Source organism: Candidatus Neomicrothrix sp., from assembly GCF_035329545.1.
Lineage (GTDB): Bacteria > Actinomycetota > Acidimicrobiia > Acidimicrobiales > Microtrichaceae > Microthrix > Microthrix subdominans.
Map to the genome: position 1 here is coordinate 1 of NZ_DAOLGP010000008.1, position 24721 is coordinate 24721.

Here is a 24721-nt window from a genome sequence, read left to right on the forward strand (position 1 = left end):
GTGCTCCCGGCAGGATTCGAACCTGCGCACATGGCTCCGGAGGCCAATGCTCTATCCCCTGAGCTACGGGAGCGGGGTCTCAAAGCATGCTTCGAGCGGGTGCATCGTAGCTCAGGGATGGGCCATGGTCGGAACGACTTCGGGGTCGACGCCGGCCGGCGGGCAAACTGACCGGGTGCAATCGAACCCGTCGCCGACCGACCGTTCCCGCCCGGTGCCACCCCAGCTGCTTCCACGGACCGCCGAGGTCGACGGGGACGGGACGCTGCTGATCGGTGGGTGCAACGTTCTCGACCTGGCCGAGGAGTTCGGCACCCCGCTGTTCGTCTACGACGAGGCCCACCTGCGGGAGCGCTGCCGCGAGGCGATGGCGGCGTTCGACGGCCGGGTGGCGTATGCATCCAAGGCGTTTCTGTGTCGGGCGATGGCCCGGCTGGTGCACGAGGAGGGCATGACGATCGACGTCGCCACCGGCGGGGAGTACCACGTCGCCCGGGCCGCCGGTGTGCCGGCTGCGTCGCTGGTGATGCACGGCAACAACAAGTCCGAGGCGGAGCTGAACCTGGCGATGCGCGACGGGGTGGGTCGCATCGTCGTCGACAGCTTCGACGAACTGGACCGGATCGAGGCGCTGGTCGCAGGCGGCGCCCCGTCCCCTGCGGTGCTGATCCGGACCAACCCCGGAATCGAGGTGCACACCCTTGACGAGGTGGCCACCGGGGTGCCCGACTCCAAGTTCGGTTTCCCGCTCGCCGCCGGCGATGCGGCGGGCGCGCTGGCCCGGGCCGCCGCCAGCCCGGCGATGGAGCTGATGGGCATCCACGTGCACATCGGATCGCAGGTGTTCTCGGCGGAGAACTTCGCCGATGCGCTGGCGATGCTCGGCCCGATCGTCGGTGAATGGGACCTGCCCGAGTTCGTCGTCGGCGGCGGGTTGGGTGTGCCGTACGTGGCCGGGGAAGAGGCGCCGACGATCACCCAGTGGGCCAACGGCATCCACCGGGCGTGCGACGAGGCGGGCATCCGGGCCACGGTGTCGGCCGAGCCCGGCCGGTCGATCGCTGCAGCCGCAGCGATCACCCTGTACCGGGTGGGGACGATCAAGGAGATCGCCGGCGTGCGCACCTACGTGGCGGTCGACGGCGGGATGTCGGATAACCCCAGGCCGGTGCTGTACGGATCGGGCTACGAGACCTTCCTGCCCCGGGCGGTGGCGGCGGAGCGGCCTCGCACGGTCACCCTGGTGGGCAAGCACTGCGAGTCGGGGGACAAGCTGGTCGTCGACGGTGCGGTGCCCGCCGACCTGGCGGTGGGCGACGTGATCGCCACCCCGGTCACCGGCGCCTACGGGCATTCGATGGGCTCCAACTACAACAAAGTGCTGCGCCCTCCGGTCGTCTTCGTCGCCGACGGCCAGGCGCGCCTGGTCGTGCGCCGGGAAACGATGGACGACCTGTTGGCCACCGACGTGGGCTGACCGCCCACCGGCTGTGAGGCCGTTGGCCAAACCGCTTCGGACGTCGGCGCCCTCGGCCGGTAGCGTGGCAGCCCGTGAGCCCCATCGCAGTCGAGTCCACCGCCGCCCGTCCGACCGAGATCACCGTGGGCGTTCTGGGCGCCGGCAACGTCGGGGCGGCGTTGATCGGGCTGATCGACGAGCACGGCGACGCGATCGAGGCCCGCACCGGCATCCGGCTGCGGGTGGGCCGCGTGGCGGTCCGGTCGATGTCGAGGGAACGCGGCGTGGCCCTCGACCCTGAGATCGTCACCACCGACGCCGCCGGGGTTGTGAGCGACGATGACGTCGACCTGGTCGTCGAGCTGATCGGGGGCATCGAGCCGGCTCGGGAACTGATCGCTACGGCGCTCGCGGCCGGCAAGCCGGTGGTCACCGCCAACAAGGAACTGTTGGCCAACGTGGGTAGCGAGCTGGCCGACGCCGCCGAGGCGGCGGGTGTGGACCTGCTCTATGAGGCGGCGGTCGCCGGTGGCATCCCGTTCATCCGGCCGTTGCGCGAGTCGCTGGTCGGCGAGCCGATCAGCCGCATCATGGGCATCGTCAACGGCACGACCAACTACATCCTCTCGCAGATGGATACCGAGGGCGTGAGCTACGCCGACGCGCTGGCCAGCGCCCAGAGCCTGGGCTACGCCGAGCGCGACCCGACCGCCGACGTCGAAGGCTTTGACGCCGCCGCCAAGGCGGCCATCATCGCCTCGATCGCCTTCGGCGCCCGGGTGGTGGCGGGCGACGTCGCCCACGAGGGCATCTCCGATGTTTCCGCCGCCGACATCAGCTTCGCCCGGCGCCTCGGCTACACGATCAAGCTGTTGGCAATCTGCGAGCGGTTCGACGACGGGTCGATCGCCGCCCGGGTGCATCCGGCGATGGTGAGCGCCGACCACCCGCTGTCCGGCGTGCGCGACAGCTACAACGCGGTGTTCGTCGAGGGCGACGTGGTGGGCAACCTGATGTTCTACGGCCGGGGCGCCGGCGGAGGACCGACGGCGTCCGCCGTGCTCGGCGACGTGATCGACGCTGCGGCCAACCTGGCCCGGGGCACCCACGCCTCGGTAGGGCACCTGGCCAAGGCGCAGCTGCGCAGCGTCGACGACCTGTCCAGCCCGTATTACGTCAACGTCGAGGTGCGAGACCGACCCGGCGTGTTGGCTGAGGTGGCCTCGGTGTTCGGCTCGCACGGCGTGTCGATCCGCTCGATGGAACAGGAGGGTCTCGGCGACGACGCCCGCATCGTCTTCATCACCCACGACGCCACCGAACGCGACGTGCAGGCCTGCCTGAGCGATCTGCGGCGCCTCGACACGGTCGCCCGGGTGGCCTCGGTACTGCGCGTGGTGGCCGAGTGAACCGGGAGGTGGAACCGATGAGGTACGTCTCGACCCGGGGCGGCGCCGAACCCCAGGGCTTCTTTGACGTGTTACTGGGCGGCCTGGCCCCCGACGGCGGGCTGTACCTGCCCGAGCGCTGGCCGCAGCTGCCTCCCCTCGACCGGCTGCGCGGTCGCCCGTATGCGGAGGTGGCGGCCGAGGTGATGTGGCCGTTCGTCGCCGGGGAGTTCGAGCGGGCCGAGTTCGACGCTCTCGTCGCCGACACGTACGCGGTGTTCGACCATCCCGACGTGTGCCCGGTGCGCAACCTGGGCGACGGGCTGTACCTGACCGAGCTGTTCTGGGGCCCGACCCTGGCATTCAAGGACGTGGCGCTCCAGCTGGTCGGCCGGCTCTTCGACGTGGCCCTGCGGCGTCGCGGCGAGCGGCTGACCGTGCTCGGTGCCACCTCGGGGGACACCGGATCGGCGGCGATGGAGGGCTGTCGCCACTCCGACGCGGTGGAGGTGTTCATCCTCTTCCCCGACGGGCGCGTGTCGGAGGTGCAGCGCCGCCAGATGACCACGCTGGCCGACCCCAGCCTGCATGCGGTGGCGGTCGAAGGCGATTTCGACGACTGCCAGCGCCTGGTCAAGGCCGCCTTCGCCGACGAGGCGTTTCGCACCGAGGTGAACCTGGGTGCGGTCAACTCGATCAACTGGGCGCGGGTGATGGCCCAGATCGTCTACTACGTCACCTCACATCTGGCGGTGTCTCCCGACGGCGCGCCGGTGAGCTTTGCGGTGCCGACCGGCAACTTCGGCAACGTGTTCGCCGGGTGGGCGGCCCAGGCGATGGGCCTGCCGGTCGGACGACTGATCGTCGCCTCCAACCGCAACGACATCCTGGTGCGTTTCCTCGACCGGGGGGCGATGGTGGCGGCCGACGTGGTTGCAACCTCCAGCCCGTCGATGGACATCGGCGTGTCGTCCAACTTCGAGCGCCTGCTCTTTGAGGCGACCAGCCGCGACGGTGGGGCGTGTGCTGCGACGATGGCGGCCTTCGCCGCCGACGGCGAATACCGCGTGCTCCCCGAGGTGCACGGGACCATTACCGACTACTTCGATGGCGTGCGGGTGAGCGAGGACGAGGTGGACGAGGAAATGGCGGCCTGGCATCGACGCGGGCTGATGGTCGAACCGCACAGCGCCATCGGTCTGCGTGCGGCCGAGGCCCGCAGGGTCCCCGGCGTGCCGATCGTCGCGCTGGCCACCGCCCATCCGGCCAAGTTTCCCGATGCGGTCGAGGCGGCCACCGGGGTGCGCCCCGAGTTGCCCGAGGCGCTTGCCGACCTGCTGGAGCGTCCCGAGCACGCGTACGCGGTGGCGGCCGATCTGGCCGACGTGCAGAACCTGATGCGTGCGCACGCCGACGATGGGCGATGATGGGCCGATGCGATTGGTTGGATCGAACCGCGACGCGAGTGTGAACGGTGACATGGAACTGGCGAGACAGCGCCGTGACGCGAGCTGTGGCGGGAGTGTGAACGGTGACATGGAACTGGAGAGACAGCGCCGTGACGCGAGCTGTGGCGGGAGTGTGAACAGATGAAGTACGTGGTGTGTGTTCCCGACGGCTGTAGCGATCACCCGGTGCCCGAACTGGGCGGTCTGACCCCGCTCGAGGCTGCGCACACCCCTACCCTCGACCGCCTCGCCGCCCGGGGAACGGTGGGGCAGGCGGCGGTGATCCCCGAGGGCATGGCGCCGGGCAGCGACGTCGGCAACATGTCGCTGTTGGGCTACGACCCACGCCAGTTTCACACCGGACGCGCGCCGATCGAGGCCGCTGCGCTGGGCATGGTGCTGCCCGAGGGACAGATCGCGTTCCGCGCCAACCTGGTCGTGTTGAACGACGACGCCACCGAGATGGTCGACTTCGCCGGCGGTCACCCAGACTCCGAGATCGCGGCGGCGGCGATGGCCGCCCTCGACGAGCGCCTCGGCGGGCCGGTGCCCGACACCGATGGCCACCTCGGCTTCACGCCCGGCGTGCAGTACCGCCACATCATGGTCGCCCCCGACGACTGGTTGGACGCCGAGTGCATCCCGCCCCACGACCTGTCCGGTAAGGCGCTGCAGTGGCCGACCGGTCCGGGAGCCGACGAGCTTCGACGAATCATGGACACCTCGGCCGAGGTGCTGGCCGAGTTTCCCGAACTGGCTGCGACCCATGTGTGGCTGTGGGGTCAGGGCACCCAGCCCGCCCTCGACGACTTCGCCGGCCGGTGGGGGGTCTCGGCGGGCATGGTGACCGCCGTCGACCTCGTGCGCGGCCTGGGTGTGCTGTCGGGCATGGAGGTCGTCGAGGTCGAGGGGGCCACCGGCTGGTACGACACCGACTACGAGGCGAAGCGCGATGCGGCACTGGCAGGGCTCGAGGCCGGCAAGGACCTGTTCGTCATCCATGTCGAGGCGACCGACGAGGCCGGTCACGCCGGCGATGTCGCCGCCAAGGTCGAGGCGCTCGAGAACTGGGACCGTCGGATCCTCACCGACCTGGTCGAGCGTCTCGACGCTCTCGGGCCGTGGCGCATGTTGCTGTTGCCCGACCATCCGACGCCGGTGGCGCTGAAGACCCACACGACCGAGCCGGTGCCGTACCTGCTGGTCGACTCGGCCCAGGACGGCGCCGGGGGTACCTACAGCGAGCCCGGCGTGGCCGACGAGCCCGTGCTCGCCGGCCATCGACTCATGGCCGAGCTGCTGCAGCGCGAGCCGCAGCCCGTCGATCCGGCCGGGGCCTCGGCGACCGCTTCGGTGGCGCCGTGAGCGACCCCGAGGAGCACGCCGGCGGGGGGATGGACGACCTGTCCGACCTGTCGACCGACGAGTCGCGAGCCAGGTCGTTCGACGAGGGGGCATTTGCGGACGGCCCGCTCGATGATGAGCCCTTCGACGACGACTGGATGCCGACCTTCGACGACGAGGCCGACAGCCACGAGGCGCCGGCGCTGCCCAGCCGAGCCCGGAAGGGTGCGGTGTCGGCGGCGTTTCTCAACGCCGGGATGGCCCTTGAGGAAATCGTCTACGGCCGTGAGCGCACTCGGCCGCCGGTGGTGCAGGAGGCCCGCGAGGGCGACGACGACGGCCCGATCCGGGTCTACCTCGACCCGGAGGAGCCCAAGAACTCGTGGGTGTCGCTGCACCCCGAGGCGGATGACCAGGCCCCGGAGCCCGACGACGCCTGAACCGTCGGCAGGCTTGTGATCGCAGTGGGGGTGCTCGCTACGATGGTTGCACCGAGCCGAAGATGAGCGACGACCGCTTCCTTGGAAGAGGCTGGTGACTTCACCGTGGCGTCCGCTTCCATCATCGGCCAGATTCACCCGAAAACGACGCCCGGCGAGGGCGAACGTTGTGTCGAATCGCCCTGAGTGGCTCGACGCCCGATGAAGAGGATCCCCCACATGGCGGACGATTCGATCGACCTGGAACGCTCCAAGTTGGAAGGCAAGGACCGCGCCCAGCTGGTCACGATCGCCACGGCGCTCGGCACCAAGCCGCCCGCTCGGGCCAAGAAGGCCGACATCGTCGACCTGATCCTGCGGCTGGCCGGTGTCGACGAGGCCCCACCGGTCGAGGCCGACCCGACGAAGGACGACGCCTCCGACGACGGCGCTCCGTCGAAGGCACCCGCTTCGACGGCGGCAGCTTCCAGCGACGAGGCGAGCGCCGACGAGGACGACCGCTCCCAAGCGGGCCAGGCCGCCGGCGGACGAGGCAACGACCGATCGGGCGGCAACGCATCACAGCGGCGGGGCGCCCGGGCACCGGCCGGTGGTCGGCCCAACGCCGAGGATCAGGCCAACGGCGACAGCCGGACCAAGGGCGAGCAGCCCAAGGTCGAGCAGCCCAAGGTCGATCAGGGCAGGGACGACCAGCCCAGGGACGGTCAGGGCAGGGTCGAGCAGGGGAACGGCGCCGACGACGTCAACGGTAACCGGGCCGATGGCGGGGCACCCCAGGCCGAGGACGACGAGGACGACGACGGCAACCGCCGCCGTCGCGGGCGCCGGCGTGGCCGCAACCGCGACGAGGACGACGCCCAGTGGGAGGGTGAGCCGGTCGAGGTGGCCGGGTTCCTCGACCTGCGCGACGAGGGCTACGGCTTTCTGCGGGTCAAGGGCTACCTGCCCTCCCGGGAGGACGTCTACATCTCGGCCAAGATGGTCCGCCAGAACGGCCTTCGCAAGGGCGACCACGTCACCGGCGCCTACCGTCCGGCCGGCGGGCGAGAGAAAAACCCGGCGTTGTTGCGGGTCGACAAGGTGATGGACCTCGACCCGGAGCAGGCCCGTCAGCGGCCGCGCTTTGACGACCTCACCCCGGTGTACCCCCACCAGCGGGTGGACCTCACGTTGGGCGACGACTCCGACGACGCCACCGCGCGGGCGATCGATCTGCTGGCCCCGATCGGCCTGGGGCAGCGGGGACTGATCGTGGCACCGCCCCGTTCGGGGGCAACCACCGTGCTGGCCAGCCTGGCGCGGGCGATCGAAGCGGCCACCCCCGACGCCCACGTGATGATGCTGCTCATCGACGAGCGGCCCGAGGAGATCACCGGTCTCGGCGAGCTGACCCGGGGCGAGGTGATCGCCTCCAGCTTCGAGCGACCGCCCGAGGAGCACACCCACGTGGTGGAGCTGACGCTCGAGCGGGCCAAGCGGCTCGTCGAGCTGGGTAACGACGTCGTGATCCTGCTCGACGGGATCACGCGCCTGGTGCGGGCCTACTCGGCGGTCGGCCAACCCAGCGGGCGCACGCTGCCCGGCGGCATCGACTCGGCCGCCCTCTTTCCCCCCAAGCGTTTTCTCGGTGCGGCCCGCAGCCTGAACGAGCCGGGCTCGCTGACCATCCTGGCCACCCTCCGTTCGGACGCGGCGACCGCCGCCGACGACCTGGTGTGGGCCGAGTTCGCCGGCACCGCCAACATGGAGGTCCACCTTAACCGGCGGGCCGCCGACTGGCAGGTCTTCCCCGCCCTCGAGGTGGAGGAGACCGCCACCCGCCACCTGGCGGAGCTGGTCGAGGAGTCGACCGCCGAGCAGGTGCGGGCCCTTCGCCGTCACCTGACCGCGCTCAACGAGAGCGGTTCGCCGCTCGCCGGGCTGGAGTGGCTGGTCGAGGCGATCGAGGCCACCCCCGACAACGCGGCGCTGCTCGCAGCGGTGCCCCGATGAGCGGGCGCACCGGCCGCTGAGTCGCAAAGGGCGGCCCGGCCCGCTAGCGTCGCTGAGCGCTGTTGGGCTTCCGGGCGATCGTTTGCCCGCCCACAGGTTTCTCCACCCACAGCACCCTTCAACCCTTCAGGACATCGCTATGCGCCCAGACATTCACCCCGAGTACCGCCAGGTCGTGTTCCACGACAACTCCTCGGGCGAGCGTTGGATCACCCAGTCGACGATTGCGACCACCGAGACGGTGACGTTCTCCGACGGGAAGGACTACCCGTTGGCGAAGGTGGAGATCTCCTCGTACTCCCATCCCTTCTTCACCGGCCAGATGAAGATCGTCGACACCGCCGGTCGCGTCGAGCGCTTCGAGCGTCGCTACGGCCGCCGCGCCCGCTCCGGCGATGCAGCCGGTGCCGAGGACTCCAAGTCGTAGGCACCTCCTCCGGGCAGGTGTCGGGCGACCGCCTGGGCGCACTGCGCGCCGCCAAGCTGCGGGCCATTGCCGGGGCACACCTCGGCCTGACGGTCGACGTCGACCAAGGCGAGGGCCTGGCCGACGGCGCGGCCCTGGCGAGCGCTGATCGGGTAGCCGTGCTGATCGGCCGGCCCAGCCGCCGCAGCCTGGGCCCTGCGTTGTCCTGGGCGGCCAAGCGCTTCGACGGCGCTGACAACGCCCAGGCATTGGCCCGTGTGGACCTGGTGCTCGACCCGACCGTGCCGGTCGACGAACACCCGGTCGACCACGATCCGGGTCTCGCCGGGTCGTCCCCCGCGGCCGACGACCGCTTCGGTCTGGACGGGGGCGACGCCCGCACCATCGGGGCCCAACTGGCGCGGATCGGTGGGCTGTTTCGACCCGACGTGCGGGTGTGGGTCGTCGAGGGCACCGATGTCGTCGAGGTGACCGCCGCACCGGCGCCGGACGTCCCCGCCGCGCCCGGGGTCGAGGCCGACGAGCTTGTCGAACTGTTGCGCGACGTGGGGCTGGAGCCCTGTGCCGAGCCGGGCATGATCCTCGGCGAGGTGGCCGGGCTCGAGGTGGCCCGCATCACCGTGACCGACGGCGTGCCCAGCCTGGCGATCGGCGTTGGCCGCTTCGACCAGGAGCTCTCCGCGGTCGCCCAGTCCGACCTGTCCCGTCGCGACGCCCTGGAGCGGGCGGCCGACCTGGTGCGGTTGGCCCGCACGATGGGCAACACTGCCCACGCCAACGCCACCCACCCGATGGCCCGGCTGGCTCGCGAACGCTGGCTTCGCACGTCCCTGATCGCCGATCCCGGTGTGATCGGCGCAGCCGAGCTGGCGGCCCTTCCCGGCCTGTGGGTGCGCCGCGGCCTGAGGGCGTCGGCCCCGGCGGCGGCCGTCGGGAACGACGTCGACGGCCGGGCGTTGATCGTCGTGTGCTCGACCGGTGTCGACACCGACCTGGTGCCCGCAGCGCTCGAGCTGGCCGCCCAGACCGACGCGTCGGCGCGTCTGGTGCTGGCCCTGCCACCGAACGACATCGTGCCCAGCACGCGCCGGGTGGCGGCGCTGGCGCTCACCGAACCCGAGATCGTGGCGGTCGTGCCGCCGTGGGAGCCCGTCGCCGGGCACCGGTAACCTGTTCGGGTGTCACAGCTCAGCAGCGCCCGCCTCGATGCCCTGACGCGCGAGTACGGCGACGTGGGCATGCGCCTGGCCGATCCGGCGGTGTACGACGATCGGGAGCGCCAGATCTCGCTGGCCAAGCGCCACTCCGAGCTGGAGCCCATCGTCGCCTCGATCGACGCCTGGCGGGAGGCCGAGGGTGAGCTGGCCGCTGCGAGGGAGCTGATTGCCGAGGGCGGCGGCGACCCGGAGCTGGCCGAGATGGCCCGGGACGCCGAGGCGGCGGTGACGGTGGCGGAGGAGGACCTGCGGGCACAGCTGATGCCCAAGGATCCCGACGCCGGCCGGCCGGTGCTGCTCGAGGTGCGCGGTGCCGAGGGGGGCGAGGAGGCCAACCTGTTCGCACGGGAGCTGCTCGACATGTACCGAACGTGGGCGGCCGCTCACGGCTGGCGCTTCGAGGTGATCAGCGCCGACGCGTCCGACCTGGGCGGGCTGACCGGCGCGCTGGTGCGCATCAGCGGGCCGGACGCCTGGAGCCGGCTGAAGTTCGAGGCCGGACCGCATCGGGTGCAGCGGGTACCGGTCACCGAGGCCCAAGGCCGCGTGCACACCTCCTCGGCGGTGGTCACCGCGCTGGTCGAGGCCGACGCGGTCGAGGTCAACCTCGACCCCTCCGAGCTGCGGGTGGACACCTACCGGGCGTCGGGCGCCGGCGGCCAGCACGTCAACAAGACCGAGTCGGCGGTGCGCATCACCCACGAGCCGACCGGGCTGGTCGTCGCCATGCAGGACGAGAAGAGCCAGACCCAGAACCGCGAGCGGGCCATGGTGGTGTTGCGCAGCCGGCTGTTGGCGCTGCGCCGGGCCGAACAGGACGCGGAGACCGCCGGCGCCAAGCGGGCCCAGGGCGGCGGCGGCGGGCGCTCGGAGAAGATCCGTACCTACAACTACAAGGACAACCGGGTGACCGACCATCGCATCGGCCTCACCCTGTACTCGCTCGACAAGGTGCTGGCCGGTGAGCTCGACTTGGTGTCCGACCCCCTGTTGTCCGAGGAGCGGGCCCGCCTGCTCACCTCCGAGACGTGACCGACACCGAGCCGCCCAACGCTGGGCCGTCCGACGCTGGGCCGGCGGGGCCGACCATGTCCCTTGCCGAGCTCCGGGCGGAGACCCAGGCCCGCTTGACCTCGGCCGGCCTTGACAACGCCCGGGTCGAGGCGGTGTGGCTGCTCGAGGAGGCGACCGGGCTCGATCCGGCCGAGCAGGCGCTGGAGGCGGTCCGTCCGGTCACGGTCGGTCAGGTCGGTCGTCTGGACGCGATGGTTGCCCGCCGCGTGGGTGGCGAACCGCTGCAGTACGTGCTGGGGCGTTGGGCCTTCCGCAAGCTCGACCTGGCGACCGACGCCCGGGCGCTGATCCCCCGACCGGAGACCGAAGCGGTGGTCGAGGTGGCGCTGGGTGAGCTGGACCGTGCGATCGACGCGGGACGCCGCACCCCGCTCGCCGTCGACCTGGGCACGGGGACCGGCGCGATTGCGCTGTCGCTGGTCGCTGAGCGGTCGCGCGTGCAGGTGATCGCCACCGAGCGCTCGAGCGACGCCATGGCCCTGGCGCGGGCCAACCTGGCCGGGCTGGGGGCGGGGGCCGAGCGGGTGCGGCTGGCGGAGGGGTCGTGGTGGGAGGCGCTCGATCCGACGCTCGAGGGCTCGGTCGACCTGGTCGTGTCCAACCCGCCCTACGTGCCCGACGACGCGCCCCTGCCACCGACGGTTGCGGACTGGGAGCCGACAGCGGCACTGCGCGCCGGGACGGACGGGTTGGACGACCTGCGGTTGATCATCGCCGGTGCGGCGCGCTGGCTGCGCCCGGGCGGCGCGCTCGTCGTCGAGATCGGCGACGACCAGGGTGTCGCGGCCGCCGCGCTGGCGCAGGAGGTGGGCCTGGGCGACGTGGCCGTCCACCCCGATCTCGCCGGGCGTGACCGCACCCTGGCCGCCCGCCGGGCGATGTCGACCACATGAGCGTGGCGGCCCGGGTGATCAGCGTGGTCGCCGATCCGTCGGGTGGCGACGATATCGATCTCGAGGCGGCGGTGGCGCTCGTCGCCGAGGTGCTCGTCGCCGGCGGAACGGTGCTGATCCCGACCGACACGGTGTACGGGCTGGCGGTGCTCGCCTCCGGCATCGGCGGCGTCGAGGCGCTGGCCCGCATCAAGGGGCGGGACCCCGACAAGCCGGTGGCGGTGCTCGTCGCCTCCCCGGCCCAGGGGCTGGAGCTGTTCGACCGGCCCGGCGAGGCGTTGACCCGCCTGGCGTCGGCCTTGTGGCCCGGGCCGCTCACCCTGGTGGCGCCCGCAGCCACCGGCGCTCCGGCGCCGGTGGTGAGCGCCTCGGGCACGATCGGTGTCCGGTGCCCGGATCACGAGCTGGTGCGCCGTGTGGCCGAGGCGGTGGGCCCGCTGGCGGTCACGTCGGCAAACCCGGCCGGCGGGGAGCCGCTGGTGCGCCTCGGGCCCCTGTCGGCGCTGATCGAGGCGTGGGCTGCGCTGAGCGAGGCGTCGCTGGTCGTTGACGGGGGGCCGCTTCACGGCACGGCCTCGACGGTGGTCGAGGTGCCGGCGGCGGCCGGTGGCTGGTCGGAGCGCAGCGGAGTTGCCGTGCGCAGCGGGTCGGACGGACCGCGCGTGCTGCGCAACGGCCCGATCAGTGCTGCGGCAATCGGTGACCTGTGGCGGGGAAGCGTGAAGTAGCCTCCAGGCTGATTCCGGGAGGGGAACATGAGTTTTTGGAAGAAGCCCGCCGAAAGCGCCGACTACCTGTCGAGCGTCGCGTTCTTTGAAGGGTTCACCTCCGACGAGCTGGCGAGGGTGGCCAGCCTGTCCGGCGAGCTCACCGTCGGGTCGGGTGCGGTCGTCATCGATCAGGGCGATACCGGCGTCGACTGCTACGTGATCGTCGAGGGGACGGCGTCGGTGCGGGTACGCGACGAGGAGGTTGCCGTGCTGTCCGCCGGCGACATGGTGGGGGAGATGGCGCTGATCGATCACCGTCCTCGCACGGCGTCGGTCGTCGCCACCAGCGACATGCGTTTGCTGCGGTTCAACTCCCGGCAGTTTCGACAGCTGCTGACCGAGATGCCCAAGGCCGAGGAGCGCGTGATGATGACGCTGACCGAGCGTCTTCGCACCGACGACGGGTAAGAGCGCCACGAGGCGTTAGTTGAGAGATTGACCGAAAGCCTCAAATTTGTCTAGTATGGGGGTATGTCCTCCACCCGTGCAGCCAACACCCATGGACCAGGCCGGTCGAGCGCGGAACCCCGGCGGGTGCCCACCCGGCGCGTCTCCTTCGACGAGGCACTCCAGGAGGTTCCCCGCTACTTCGCCCAGGACGGCGACCTGATCTCGGGGCACCTCATCGCCGCACTGTCGTCGGTGTTTCCCGAGGGCGAGGACTTCTTCGTCCGTTCGGTGCGCGACGTCCGCTCCCAGCTGGAGGATCCCGAACTCAAGCGTCAGGTGGCCGGCTTCATCGGTCAGGAATCGATCCACGGGCGCGAGCACCGGGCGTTCAACGAACGCCTGGCCGAGCTGGGCTACCCGACCCGGATCTTCGACCGCATCACCAAGCGCGGGCTCGCCACCCGCTACAAGGTGGCCTCGGCCAAGTCGAACCTGGCGGGCACCGCTGCGCTGGAGCACTTCACCGCAACGCTCGCCGAGCATGTGTTGACCTGTGAGGAGACCCGCCAACAGATGGGTCACCCGGTGGTGCGCGAGCTGTTCGAATGGCATGCGTTGGAGGAGTCCGAGCACAAGGCGGTGGCCTTCGACGTCTATCGGGCGGTCGGCGGCACCGAACGCATGCGCATCTGGACGATGAAGGCCGCCAGGTTCAGCTTCGTTCTGTTCATGGGGCTCGCCGTGCTCGGCTCGGTGGCGGGCGACAAACGCACCTACCGGCCCGGTGAGCTGCGGGCCAGTTGGAAGCGTGTGAGGTCCTCGCCCATCCTCAACCGGGCGCTGTGGAGCCAACTGCGGGAGTACGACCGGCGCGGGTTCCACCCGAACGACCGTGACACCGACAAGTTGGTCGAACGGTGGCGCATCGAGCTTTTCGGCGACGAGGGCAGCCTCAACTCCAAGCTGGCCGGAGCCGCCTGAGCGCTGCATCAAGGTTTCGGGCGTGTCCCAGCGGGTACGAGCCCCCGACACCCCACCCACACGGAGGACACATGTTCCAGCGCACCCCTGACAACGATCGCCCAACCCGGTCCCGCTCCCGTCGCATGGCAGCGGGGGCCTCGCTGGTGGCGGTCGTCGCTCTGCTGGGTGCGTCGTGCGGCAACGACTCCGACGAGAAGGCCGATACCGACAACACCGAATCGACCACCAGGGCCTCGGGTGTCGACGGATTCGAGTTCACCTCGCCCGACGGCGACTACGCAGTGACGTTCCCCTCCGAGCCGACCGCCCAGCCCACCCCCGTTCAGCTTCCGGGCGGTCAGACGATCGAGGTGCCGCTGCAGGTCGCCTCCGCTGCAACCAGCGAGTACACCGCTGCAGCGATCACCTACCCCGCTGACGCGCCGGTGAACGACGACGCCGATCAGGTACTCGACGGTGCGGTCGACGGTGCGGTCGCCAACGTGCAGGGCGCCGAACTCGGCGAGAGCGAGGACATCGAGGTCGACGGCCGGCCGGGCCGCCGCTTCGACTTCTCGATCACCCAGGGCGGGGCCGAGGGGCGTGGGGAAGCCATCTTTGTCGTCGACGGCCAGGTGTTGTACCAGGCGATCGCCGTCGGCGAGGTCGACGACGCCGACGCCCATGCCGACTTCCTCGACTCGTTCGAGATCCTCTGACGCGCCCCGCTCAGGAGGCGAGGCGCAGCCGCCCATCATCGACGTGGACGATGCGGCCGACCCCCTCGGCGGCGATCAGCTCGGCCATCGTGTCGGCATCGTCGCTGAGCGCCCAGGCCCTCGCCCCGTCGTTGAGGCGAACGGCGGCGTGGGCCCGCTCGGGCCGGTTCGTGCGGTCGTGCATCACGGTGTAGGCCTCGATCGTCGCCGTTCCGCCCGGCGTCAACTCCACCGGGACGGCGATGTCGGCAGCGTCGACCTCGGCCTGGGGTGACTCCCAGCGAAAGCCGTGTGGCGGAGGCTCGGATCCGAGCACGCAGAAGCTGTGCTTGTGGACGATGCCACCGTTGGCGCTTACCAGCGCCGTGCCCCTGCCGTGTTCCCGGAGGGCGTCGACCGTCGCTGCCAGCGCGTGGGTCACCGGGTTGTTCCACGGCCCACCGGCGAAGCACAGACCGCCCCAGGTGGTCAGCGAGCGGTCGGTGGCGATGCCCAGCTCGGCGGCGGCCAGCTGCACCGCCGACGGAAAACAGGAGTACAGGTCGACGAAGTCGAGTTCGTCGACCGACACGCCGGCCAGGTCGAGGGCCCTGCCCCCGGCGATCCTCATGGCGGGTGAGCCGGTGAACGAGGAGCGCTCGGAGGCCAGCCGATCGACGGCGTCGGTTCCGGCGTGGATGAACACCCAACGGTCGGTGGGGATCCCGGCGGCGGCGGCCGCCGCCGCGGAGGCGACGACGACCGAGGCGCCCATGTCGACCTGTGAGTTGGAGACGAGGTGCTTGGTATAGGGCCACCCCACCCAGCGGTTGCCCGGGCCGGGGGTGACGATCTCGGCCGGGCTGTAGGCGGTGCGATCCCAGGCGTTGGGGTTGCCGGCCGCCACGGCGGCGTAACCGGCCCAGAGCCGCCCGATGTGAGCCTGGTGGTCGGCGATGCTGCGGCCGGCGGCGGCGCGCAGCGCGGTCTCGAACAGTGGGTACATCTGGGTGGGCAGGTACAGGGCGTGGGCCACTTCGGCCGGGTGGGCCATCTCCATCTCGACCGGGCCGACGACCTCGTCGGGCGCCAGGTCGCCCGGCTGGGTGCCCCAGTCGGGTTGAACACCCGCCCGCCGATGCTCCACGCGGGCCTGGCCGGCCTCACCCCCGGTGACGGCAGCCAGGTCGAGGTGCCCGGCTGCGATTGCGCGGGCGGCGGCGCCGAGCAGATAGTTGGGGGAGTGGCCCCCCATCGCGCAGGTGGCGGTGGTCGCCGAGCGGGCGCCGAGGGCATCGGCGACCGGCCGGGCGGCATCGGCGTACCGCCAGGTGAGGGCGGGCACGGCGGCCAGCCACGCGATCGAAGCGCCCAGCGAGCCCGGTGAATCGGCGCCGGTGTCCGCCAGCGCGGTGCGCAGCGACTCGGTCATCAGCTGCACCGGCGACAGCTCCGGCGCGCCCTCGTCGGTGCGTTGCACGTGCTGGCCGACGCCGACGAGCACCGGGGTGTGGGGGTCGATCCCGGGCGGGACGGGGAACGCTGCCATCGCCGTAGCGTGTCGCAGCGCCGCCGCCGGGCACAACCGGGGTGGTCACCGCCCGTGCTGCTGCGCTCGCCCCAGGCCCGGTTGTGCCCGTACGATGCAGCCATGCGTATTGCCGTTGGCGCCGATCACGCCGGGTTCGAACTGAAGCAAGGCCTCGCCGAGCTGCTGCGTGGCCTCGGCCACGAGGTGAACGACGTCGGGACCCACTCCGAGGAGCGTTGCGACTACCCGGACTTCGGGGCGGCGATCGGCAGGGCCGTCACGTCCGGGCAATCCGAACTGGGCGTCGGCGTGTGCGGCTCGGGCATCGGCATCGCCATCGCGGCCAACAAGGTCGCCGGCGTTCGTGCGGCCACGGTGCACGACGTCACCTCGGCCCGTCTGGCCCGTGAGCACAACGACGCCAACGTGTTCTGCATCGGCTCCCGCCTGGTCGGTCACCAGGTGGCCGTCGAGGCCCTGGAGGCGTTTCTGACCGCCGAGTTTCAGGGCGGACGACACAGCGCCCGGGTGGCCAAGCTCGACGAGCTGCCCGGCTGACGCCGCGCCCAGTTTCGAACCATTCGTACATTTCAAACAAGGAGCACCACGACGTGGGATGGCCCTCAAGCCCAGATACCGAGATCGAGCAGCTGCTGGCCGCCGAGCTCGATCGCCAGCAGACCGGCCTGCAGCTGATCGCATCGGAGAACTTTGCGTCGCCGGCTGTGATGGCGGCCACCGGCACGGTGCTGACCAACAAGTACTCCGAGGGTTACCCGAAGAAGCGCTATTACGGCGGTAACGCGATCGTCGACGACATCGAGGACCTGGCTCGCGACCGGGTGTGCGCGCTCTTCGGCGCCGAGCACGCCAACGTGCAGCCCCACTCGGGTGCCAACGCCAACGTGGCGGTGTACCTGGCGATGCTCCAGGCGGGGGACACCGTGCTGGGCATGAGCCTGGACCACGGCGGCCACCTCACCCACGGCAGCCCGGTCAACATCTCCGGGTTGTTCTACAACTTCGTCGGGTACGGGTTGACGCCCTCCGACGAGCGCATCGACTACGACGCGGTTCGCGACCTTGCCCTCGAGCACCGGCCCAAGATGATCGTCGCCGGCGCCACCGCCTACCCCCGGCAGATCGATCCTCAGATCTTCCGCGACATCGCCGACGAGGTCGGGGCGCTGTTCATGTTTGACGCTGCCCACATCGCCGGGCTGATCGCTGCGGGCGTCCATCCCAACCCGGTCCCGGTGGCCGACATCGTCACCTTCACCACCCACAAGACGCTGCGGGGGCCCCGAGGCGGCACCATCCTGTGCCGCGAGGAGTACGCCAAGGCGATCGACAAGGCGATCTTCCCCGGCCTTCAGGGTGGGCCGCTCGAGCACGTGATCGCCGCCAAGGCGGTAGCCTTCCGCGAGGCGGCCGACCCCACCTTCGCCGACTATGGCGCCGCCATCGTCGCCAACGCCGAGGCGCTGGCCGAGGCGCTGGCCAAGCAGAGCTTCCGCCTGGTGTCGGGCGGCACCGACAACCACCTGTTGCTGGTCGACCTGCGCCCCTTCGACGCCGAGCTGACCGGCAAGGTGGCCCAGGCGTCGCTCGACGCGGCGGGCATCACGCTGAACAAGAACACCGTGCCCGACGACCCCCGTTCGCCGTTCGTCACCAGCGGCGTGCGCATCGGCACCCCGGCGGTCACCACCCAGGGGATGGGCACCGACGAGATGCCCGAGATCGCCGAGCTGATCGCCGCCGTGCTGTCGGCGCCCGAGGACGAGGCCGTCCAGGCCGAGGTTGCCGAACGCACCGCCGCGCTGTGTGCCCGCTTTCCCGTGTACCCGGGCCTTATTGGGTGACGCTGGGTCCCCGGGTGAGACGCGTCGGGGTGAGCTGAGTGCTCGCCTACCTGGTCGTGCTGGCGGTCGCCTTCGGGGTGACCGCCGCCACCGTGCCCCTCGTGCGACGGTTCTGCCTGCGGGTGGGGCTGGTGTACGAGCCCAACGAGCGGACGGTGCACACCGCCCCGATGCCGGCCCTCGGCGGGCTGGCGATGTTCATCGGTTTTGCGGTGGCGCTCGGCGTGTCCACGCTGCTCGGCCGCTTCGAGTCGACGCTGTCGGGCACCGAGATGGCCGGTGCCGCACTGTGCTGCGCCGTCGCCTTCGCCACCGGGCTGACCGACGACGTCCGCACGCTGTCGGCGCCCGCCAAGGTGGCCGGGCTGGTGCTGGCCGGGTCGGTGCTGTCGCTGTCGGGCCTGAGCCTGCTGTTCTTCCGGGTGCCGTTTTTCGATCTGCTGGTGCTGTCGCCTGACCTGTCCGCGCTGCTGACCGTCGTCTGGGTCGTCGGCATGGCCAACGCGATCAACCTGATCGACGGGCTGGACGGGCTGGCCGCCGGCATCACCGCCATCGCCGCTGCGGCGTTCCTCGCCTATTCGTTCGCACTGTCACGCAACGGCGTGCTCGACCCGGGCAACGTCGGCCCGCTGATCGCCGTGATCGTGCTCGGTGTGTGCCTTGGGTTTCTGCCCTACAACGTGCATCCGGCCAGGATCATCATGGGTGACGGCGGGGCGCTGTTCCTCGGTGCGGCGATGGCCACGGCCACGATCTCGGTCGGCGGCAACTCCGACGACCCGTTCTCCGGCCAGGCCTGGTTCTTCTTCGCCCCGTTGCTCGTGCCGCTGTTCATCCTCGGCGTGCCGATCATCGACACCGTGTTCTCGATCGTGCGCCGGACCGTGGGCCGGAGCGGGGTGTCGGTCGCCGACCGCAAGCACCTCCATCACCGCCTGGTCGACCTGGGCCATGGGCACCGCCGGGCCGTGTTCATCCTGTGGGGATGGACCGCCTTGCTGTCCGGTTTTGTGCTCATCCCGGTGTTCACGGGTCGGGGCGATGCGATCGTGCCGATCGGCGTGGCCGCCCTGCTGCTGGCGCTGTTCAGCGTGCTGGGGCCATCGGCCTCGCTGCGTTGGGAACGGCGCCGCAACGGCCCGCAAGTTCCCGCCGAGCCGGCGATTCAGTCGCCATCGGGGGACGCAACGGTCGACGACGCCCACCATGTCGACGCCGGGCGACCGGACGACGCGCTGGCGCCCTGAGGCGGTTGGTTCACTGTGGCGGTTGGCTCACCGTGGCGAAACAGCCAGGCCATGGTGCAGCACATGGCCGACGGCGTCGTCGACCTCCTCGTAGGCGGCGACGCTCGCCCGGGTGATCGCCACGTTGTAGAAGCCGTGGATCAGCTCGTCGAAGCACCGCGACATGACCGGCACCCCGGCGTCGGCGAGACGGGCGGCGTAGGCCTGGCCCTCGTCGCGCAGCGGATCGAACCCGGCGGTGAACACCAACGCCGGCGCCACCCCCGCCAGGTCGGCGTACAGCGGCGAGGCGGCCGGATCCCGCCAGCGCCCGGAATCGGCCAGGTAGGTCCCCCGAAACCACTCCATGGACTCCCTGGTCAGGAGGAACCCGTCGGCGAACGTGTCGATCGAGTTCAGCGACATCGTGAAGTCGGTGGCCGGGTAGATGAGCGCCTGCAGCGCCGGCGCCCGCAGGCCCTGGTCGCGGGCGGCGAGGGCGACCAGCGCCGCCAGGTTGCCGCCCGCCGAGTCGCCCATCAGGGCGATCGCTCCGGCGTCGACACCCAGTTCGACCGCGTGCTCGGACAGCCATGCGTAGGCGGCCAGGCAGTCCTCGACGGCGGCGGGGTAGGGGGCCTCTGGGGCCAGGCGGTAGTCGACCGACATGACGACGGCGCCCGAGCGGGCGGCGAGCACCCGGCAGGGTCCGTCATGGGTGTCGAGGTCGCCGATCACCCACCCGCCGCCGTGGAAGAAACAGATCGCCGGTGGGCTCGGCTCGAGGTTGGCGTCGCGGTAGAACCGCACCCGCAGCGGTCCCGCCGGACCGGGCAGGTCACGCTCCCAGGAGTGCACGCTCTTCGGTCCTCGCGGCCCGAGGATCGCCGCCCGGACCATGTCGGCCCGCGCGGATTCGACGTCGCGGTTGTCCAGCGGGGAAACCCGGTCGGACAGCTTCAGCATCGCCTGCACCTCGGGGTCGAGGCGCCGGCCGTCTCGGACGATCTCGTCGCTGCGCCCGGAGATGGCGCCGAGCAGCGAGCGGGCGATCGATGCGACGGGGTGCAGACGTGAGGTGGAGCGCATCGATCCAGTCTTGCCCACCGGCTGGGAGTTGTCGTCAGCTCTGCAGGCTCGGGTGGCTGCCGGCCAGGGCGGCGGCGATGGTGCGGTTGACCTCATCGGCGGCCATCAGCGTGGCCCGGGTGATACCGATGTTGTAAAAGCCGTGGATGAGGTCGTCGAAGCACCGGTCGACGACGGGCACGCCGGCCTGCGCCATCAGGGCGGCGTAGGCGCGGCCCTCGTCGCGCAGCGGGTCGAACCCGGCGGTGAACACGAGGGCGGGGGCGGCGCCGGTCGGGTCGGCAAACAGGGGGGAGACCGCCGGGTCGCGCCAGGCGCCGGAGTCGGGCAGGTAGAGGTTGCGGAACCAGCGGATCGACTCGCTGGTGAGCATGAACCCCTCGGAAAAGGTGTCGATCGACGGCTGGCCCATGGTGAAGTCGCAGCCGGGATAGATGAGCACCTGCAGTGCCGGTGCCCGCAGGCCCTGGTCGCGGGCGGCCAACGCCACCAGCGCCGCCAGGTTGCCGCCGGCCGAGTCGCCCATGACCGCCAGCCGGTCGGCGTCCACGCCCAGCTCTCCCACATGCTTCGTCAACCAGGCGTAGGCGGCCACGCAGTCCTCGACAGCGGCGGGGTAGGGGGCCTCGGGGGCCAGCCGGTAGTCGACCGCCATCACGACGGCGCCGGTCCGCTGCGCCAGCACCCGGCAGGGTGGATCGTGGCTGTCGAGGTCGCCGACCACCCAGCCACCGCCGTGAAAGAAGCAGATGGCCGGTGCGCCGGGCTCGGTGTCGGCGTCACGATAGAATCGCACCCGCACGTCGCCGGCGGGGCCCGGGATGTCCCGCTCCCAGGTGTGCACGCCGGGTGGCACGGGCGGGCCAACCATCACCGAGCGGCGGATGTCGATTCGCGCCCGGGCGATGTCCCGATCGTTGGTGGGGGCCACCCGCTTGGCCACGGCCAGCACCGCCCGCATCTCGGGGGCGAGGCGGCGGCCGTCGCGGACGATCTCGTCGCCCCGACGGGCGAGCAGGCCGATGAGCACCCGTGCGGCGCGTCCGACCGGATGCAGACGTGGGGTGGCCGTCACACCAACGGCGAGGTGTGCGTGTCGGCGCCGGCGCGCAGCAGGGTGCCGCTGCGCGCCCCGGTGTCGGCGTTGTCGACGACGGTCGACTCGCCGTTGACCCAGACCTCGACGATCCCCTCAGCGTCGGCGAAGAGCCGCTCGGTATCGCCGGGCAGGTCCGAACGCATCGTGATCGGGCCCGAATCGACCGTGGCCGGGTCGAACAGCACCAGGTCGGCGTGGTTGCCCACCTCGATCGTGCCCCGGTCGGTCAGCCCGAACAGGCGGGCGGGCACCTGGGTCATCATCTGCACCGCCCGTTCCACGCTGACCAGGCGCTTGCCGCGCAACGTGTCGCCCAGGAACTTGGTCGGGTAATTGGAGCCGAGCATGCGGTCGAGGTGGGCCCCGGCGTCCGAGCCGCCCAGCATGGCGCCGTCGCCGTCCCACACCTGGCGGCGCAGCTCCCAGGAGGCGTCGTCGTCGTCGGTGGGCAGCGGCCACAGGATCGTCTGGAAGTCGTCCTCGAGAACGATGTCGACCAGCGTGTCGAAGGGATCCTGGCCCCGTTCGGCGGCGATGTCCTCGACCACACGGCCCTTCAGGCCCTCGTTGGCCTCCGAGAAGGTGTCGCCGATCTCGAAGCGGGCGAAGGTGGTCAGCCGGGACAGCGCCCCGGTCTCGGAGGCGGCCAGCTCGGCGAGCAGGTGGCGAACCCCGCTCTGGGCCAGGTACTCCTTCTTCTGATCGAGGGGCAGGCCCATGATGTGCTTCCAGCCCGGCAACAGCCACAGGCCGCAGTGGGTGCCAAAGCTCTGGGTCATGCCGGGCAGGGTGGGCATGGTGAGTGCGACGACGGCATGGCCCTCCTCGGCGGCGCGAGCGCCGACCTCCAGCTGGTGGAGGTACTCGTCGGGCTTGCGGGAGTCGACGGTGAGCACGTTCCAGTTGAGGGGCCGCTTGCCCACCCGGGCCATCTCGAGGATGTAGTCCTCCTCCTCCTCGGTGTAGCCGTTGAGACAGCCGTCCATGACGAACTCGAGCGAGGTGCCCTCGTACTCCGAGACGACGGCGGTCAGCGTGAGCACCTCGTCGCGGTTGGCGAAGCGCGACGTCACCGGCACGCCGTCGCCGTCGGAGTGGGTGAAGGACAGCGACGTGGAGAAGCCCATCCCGCCGGCCTCGATCGAGCTGCGCAGCAGCTGGGCCATCGCCTCGATCTCCTCGGCTGTGGCCTCGCGCTGGCCATCGGCGCCGACGACGTACCGGCGCAGCGCCGAGTGGCCGACCAGAAACCCGGCGTTGATCGCCATGGCACCGTCGAGGCGGTCGAGGAAATCGCCGAAGCTCTCCCATCCCCAGTCGAGGCCCAGCTCGAGGGCCTCGAGGGGCATGCCCTCCACCTTGGCCATCATGCGAGCCACATAATCGCCGTCGCCGGGCTGCAGCGGGGCAAGGGTGAAGCCGCAGTTGCCGCCGACGATCGTGGTCACGCCGTGCAGGTTGGACGGCGAGGCGGTGGGATCCCAGTGCAGTTGGGCGTCGTAATGGGTGTGGGGATCGATGAACCCCGGGGCCAGCATCAGCCCGGTGCCGTCCACCTCGCGGTCACCGGCTTCGCCGACCTCACCGATGGCGCTGATGCGCCCGTCGGTCACCGCAACGTCGGCCGTCCGGGGCTCGTCGCCCGTTCCGTCGACGATGAGCGCTCCTCGAATCACCAGGTCTGCCATCAGCCGTTCCTCCGAGATCGAAAATCTGACGCCTCGTCAGATTCTGGCACAGTCACCGTCAACGATCCCGCCCGGGTCGAGGTGCGGATGATCCGGAGCAGGGTGGTCACGTGTCATCATGTCGGTTGTCACCGGGGGCTGCTGGCAATTCCAGGGGCGTCATCGGCACAGGCCGATGACCGCTCAGCGTGGAATCTTGCGCGCGGCGTTCGGTGCTGCTGCACTGTCTGTGTCGGAGGTCACCGGCGCTGTTCGTACGAGGAGGGCATATGAGCCGAGCATCGAAGTCGAACCGAACGGCGCGTTCGACGTTGCTGCTGGCGATGGTCTCGCTGCTGCTCGTCGCCGTCAGCTGCGGTGCCAAGGGTTCGTCGATGCCCGAGGTCGCAGGTGGCACTGACGCTGCTGGCCAGAGCGCCGATGGGGGCGGCTCGGGCGGTGCCAATGCCGAGGACGCCAACTTCGGCTCGATCGAGTCCCCGTGTGGGCCGGGCGAGGGCAAGGTCGAGGAGTCCGAGGCCGGGCAGGGCACCGACAAGCTGTACATCGGCGTCGCCAACGACCGGGGTGCCGACGTGCGGCCGGGCCTGCTGCGCGAGCTGTGGGACGCCTCCAACGCCTATGTGGATTGGTGCAACGCCCAGGGCGGAATCGCCGGCCTGCAGATCGAGACCGTCGACCTGGACGGCAAGCTCTTCGAGGTGAAGCAGTTCATCCCCGCCGCCTGCGACGACGTGTTCGCCATGGTCGGCGGCGGCTCCACCTTCGACGACCTGCAGGTCGAGGGCTCGCCCAGCCTGAAGGAGTGCGGCCAGCTGGACATGCCCGGCTTCACGGTCACCAAGGCCAAGGCCGACGCCACCGATACGTACATCGCCGCGGTCCCCAACCCGGCGAATGTCCGGCCCGCCTCGCTGTTCAGCTACCTGGCGAAGGCCTACCCGAAGGAATCCGGGGACATTTCCATCGCCTACGGCGACCTGGACTCGATCCGGTTCGTCAAGGATCAGACCGTGGCGGTGCTCGAGAAGCTCGGCAAGCCGTTTAAGGTCGGCGACGAGGTGGCCTACGCCGTGCAGGGCCAGGACTTCAAGCTCACCTCCCAGAGCGTCAAGGGCTCGGGTGCCACGATGACCAGCTTCATCGGTGAGCCGGGCAACTCGGGGCTGTTCCTCAGCTCGCTGAAGGAGGACGGGGTGGACATCCCGATGTTCGCCGAGGCCAACCAGTACGACCCGGTGCTCCTCGAAAAGGGCTCGAACCCGCTGGGAGACGTGCTGATCCGAATTCCCCACCCGCCGTTCGAGGAGGCCGACGACTACCCGGCGATCCAGAAGTTCGAGGAGCTGATGGACGCCCGCAAGGAGGTGGACCCCAAGGCGAAGACCGCTGCGCTGGGCATCCAGTCGATGTCGTCGTGGTTGCTCTTCACCGAGGCGGCCACCGCCTGCGCCGAGTCCGACGACCACATCATCAGCCGCGAGTGCGTCCGCAAGGAGGTGGAGAACATCGGTGAGTGGACCGGCGGTGGCCTCCACTCGCCGGGCAACCCGGGTAAGAACACGCCGTCGGAGTGCGTCATCGTGATGACGATCGACGGCGACAAGTTCGCCCGGAAGTTCCCCGAGGTCGGCAGCAAGGATGCCAACGAGGACGGCTACTACTGCCCCGAGAAGAACTCCACCGTCGAGATCGATGTGGACTGAGTGAGCCGACC

Annotated in this window: 22 protein-coding genes and 1 tRNA gene; 18 read left to right on the forward strand and 5 right to left on the reverse strand. The window is 70.6% G+C overall.

From position 1 onward, the window contains the following. Position 1: 1 nt before the first annotated feature. Positions 2-73: transfer RNA gene (locus PKD89_RS06410), tRNA-Arg, on the reverse strand. A gap of 102 nt (positions 74-175) precedes the next feature. Between PKD89_RS06410 and lysA the strand changes: the two genes are divergently transcribed. The 14 genes from lysA (at position 176) to PKD89_RS06480 (ending at position 14524) form a co-directional block, all read left to right on the forward strand. Continuing rightward, on the forward strand, positions 176-1477 hold the full coding sequence (lysA, locus tag PKD89_RS06415) for a diaminopimelate decarboxylase (RefSeq protein ID WP_289011228.1): 1302 nt from the start codon (positions 176-178) through the stop codon (positions 1475-1477). 74 nt (positions 1478-1551) lie between these two features. After that, on the forward strand, positions 1552-2868 hold the full coding sequence (locus PKD89_RS06420) for a homoserine dehydrogenase (RefSeq protein WP_289011227.1): 1317 nt from the start codon (positions 1552-1554) through the stop codon (positions 2866-2868). A gap of 17 nt (positions 2869-2885) precedes the next feature. Further along, positions 2886-4274, forward strand: a complete 1389-nt coding sequence (gene thrC, locus PKD89_RS06425; RefSeq protein WP_289011226.1) for a threonine synthase — start codon at positions 2886-2888, stop codon at positions 4272-4274. A 162-nt stretch (positions 4275-4436) separates the two neighbouring features. Further along, positions 4437-5660, forward strand: a complete 1224-nt coding sequence (apgM, locus tag PKD89_RS06430) for a 2,3-bisphosphoglycerate-independent phosphoglycerate mutase (RefSeq protein WP_289011225.1) — start codon at positions 4437-4439, stop codon at positions 5658-5660. After that, the gene (locus PKD89_RS06435; protein ID WP_287379674.1) at positions 5657-6079 is read left to right on the forward strand and encodes a hypothetical protein; all 423 of its coding nucleotides are present in this window, start codon (positions 5657-5659) and stop codon (positions 6077-6079) included. The genes apgM and PKD89_RS06435 overlap by 4 nt, the downstream gene beginning before the upstream one ends. A 219-nt stretch (positions 6080-6298) precedes the next feature. Next, positions 6299-8071 carry a transcription termination factor Rho gene (gene rho, locus PKD89_RS06440; RefSeq protein ID WP_287379673.1) on the forward strand — a complete coding sequence of 591 codons (1773 nt, stop codon included), beginning with the start codon at positions 6299-6301 and terminating at the stop codon, positions 8069-8071. A 139-nt stretch (positions 8072-8210) separates the two neighbouring features. Next, positions 8211-8498, forward strand: coding sequence for a type B 50S ribosomal protein L31 (locus tag PKD89_RS06445; RefSeq protein ID WP_287379672.1), 288 nt, complete (start codon positions 8211-8213; stop codon positions 8496-8498). 17 nt (positions 8499-8515) lie between these two features. Then, positions 8516-9667, forward strand: a complete 1152-nt coding sequence (locus tag PKD89_RS06450; protein WP_289011224.1) for a hypothetical protein — start codon at positions 8516-8518, stop codon at positions 9665-9667. Between the two features lie 9 nt (positions 9668-9676). Further along, positions 9677-10747 (forward strand): peptide chain release factor 1, encoded by a 1071-nt coding sequence (gene prfA / locus PKD89_RS06455; RefSeq protein WP_287379670.1) that lies wholly within the window; start codon positions 9677-9679, stop codon positions 10745-10747. Next, positions 10744-11682 carry a peptide chain release factor N(5)-glutamine methyltransferase gene (gene prmC, locus PKD89_RS06460; protein WP_287391599.1) on the forward strand — a complete coding sequence of 313 codons (939 nt, stop codon included), beginning with the start codon at positions 10744-10746 and terminating at the stop codon, positions 11680-11682. Before prfA ends, prmC begins: the two co-directional genes overlap by 4 nt. Next, a complete protein-coding gene (locus tag PKD89_RS06465; RefSeq protein WP_289011223.1) occupies positions 11679-12410 on the forward strand; it encodes an L-threonylcarbamoyladenylate synthase in 732 nt (243 codons plus the stop codon). The genes prmC and PKD89_RS06465 overlap by 4 nt, the downstream gene beginning before the upstream one ends. 27 nt (positions 12411-12437) lie before the next feature. Next, a complete protein-coding gene (locus PKD89_RS06470) occupies positions 12438-12860 on the forward strand; it encodes a cyclic nucleotide-binding domain-containing protein (RefSeq protein ID WP_287379667.1) in 423 nt (140 codons plus the stop codon). A gap of 63 nt (positions 12861-12923) precedes the next feature. Continuing rightward, entirely contained in the window at positions 12924-13823 is a 900-nt protein-coding gene (locus tag PKD89_RS06475; RefSeq protein WP_289011222.1) for a metal-dependent hydrolase, read from the forward strand. A 71-nt stretch (positions 13824-13894) separates the two neighbouring features. Then, a complete protein-coding gene (locus PKD89_RS06480; RefSeq protein ID WP_287379665.1) occupies positions 13895-14524 on the forward strand; it encodes a hypothetical protein in 630 nt (209 codons plus the stop codon). 10 nt (positions 14525-14534) lie between these two features. Here the strand turns inward: PKD89_RS06480 and PKD89_RS06485 are convergent, their stop codons facing one another. After that, complete coding sequence (locus PKD89_RS06485; RefSeq protein ID WP_289011221.1) at positions 14535-16052, reverse strand: hypothetical protein; 1518 nt, start codon at positions 16050-16052, stop codon at positions 14535-14537. A gap of 102 nt (positions 16053-16154) precedes the next feature. On the opposite strand from PKD89_RS06485, the gene rpiB reads away from it, so the two are divergent. Genes rpiB through PKD89_RS06500 form a run of 3 tightly spaced genes read left to right on the forward strand, consistent with a single transcriptional unit; the run spans position 16155 to position 19149 of the window. After that, positions 16155-16592 (forward strand): ribose 5-phosphate isomerase B, encoded by a 438-nt coding sequence (rpiB, locus tag PKD89_RS06490; RefSeq protein WP_287379663.1) that lies wholly within the window; start codon positions 16155-16157, stop codon positions 16590-16592. 53 nt (positions 16593-16645) lie between these two features. Next, a complete protein-coding gene (gene glyA, locus PKD89_RS06495) occupies positions 16646-17899 on the forward strand; it encodes a serine hydroxymethyltransferase (RefSeq protein ID WP_287379662.1) in 1254 nt (417 codons plus the stop codon). A gap of 38 nt (positions 17900-17937) precedes the next feature. After that, the gene (locus PKD89_RS06500) at positions 17938-19149 is read left to right on the forward strand and encodes a glycosyltransferase family 4 protein (RefSeq protein ID WP_287379661.1); all 1212 of its coding nucleotides are present in this window, start codon (positions 17938-17940) and stop codon (positions 19147-19149) included. Between the two features lie 27 nt (positions 19150-19176). Here the strand turns inward: PKD89_RS06500 and PKD89_RS06505 are convergent, their stop codons facing one another. The 3 genes from PKD89_RS06505 to PKD89_RS06515 are packed head-to-tail and all read right to left on the reverse strand — an operon-like array spanning position 19177 to position 23004. Then, positions 19177-20217, reverse strand: a complete 1041-nt coding sequence (locus tag PKD89_RS06505; RefSeq protein WP_289011220.1) for an alpha/beta hydrolase — start codon at positions 20215-20217, stop codon at positions 19177-19179. Between the two features lie 34 nt (positions 20218-20251). Beyond that, positions 20252-21292, reverse strand: coding sequence for an alpha/beta hydrolase (locus PKD89_RS06510; RefSeq protein ID WP_324332328.1), 1041 nt, complete (start codon positions 21290-21292; stop codon positions 20252-20254). Then, positions 21289-23004, reverse strand: a complete 1716-nt coding sequence (locus PKD89_RS06515; protein WP_289011217.1) for an N-acyl-D-amino-acid deacylase family protein — start codon at positions 23002-23004, stop codon at positions 21289-21291. The genes PKD89_RS06510 and PKD89_RS06515 overlap by 4 nt, the downstream gene beginning before the upstream one ends. A gap of 269 nt (positions 23005-23273) precedes the next feature. Here PKD89_RS06515 and PKD89_RS06520 point away from each other — a divergent pair, with 269 nt between their 5' ends. After that, positions 23274-24710 carry an ABC transporter substrate-binding protein gene (locus PKD89_RS06520; protein WP_324332329.1) on the forward strand — a complete coding sequence of 479 codons (1437 nt, stop codon included), beginning with the start codon at positions 23274-23276 and terminating at the stop codon, positions 24708-24710. Positions 24711-24721 lie beyond the last annotated feature (11 nt).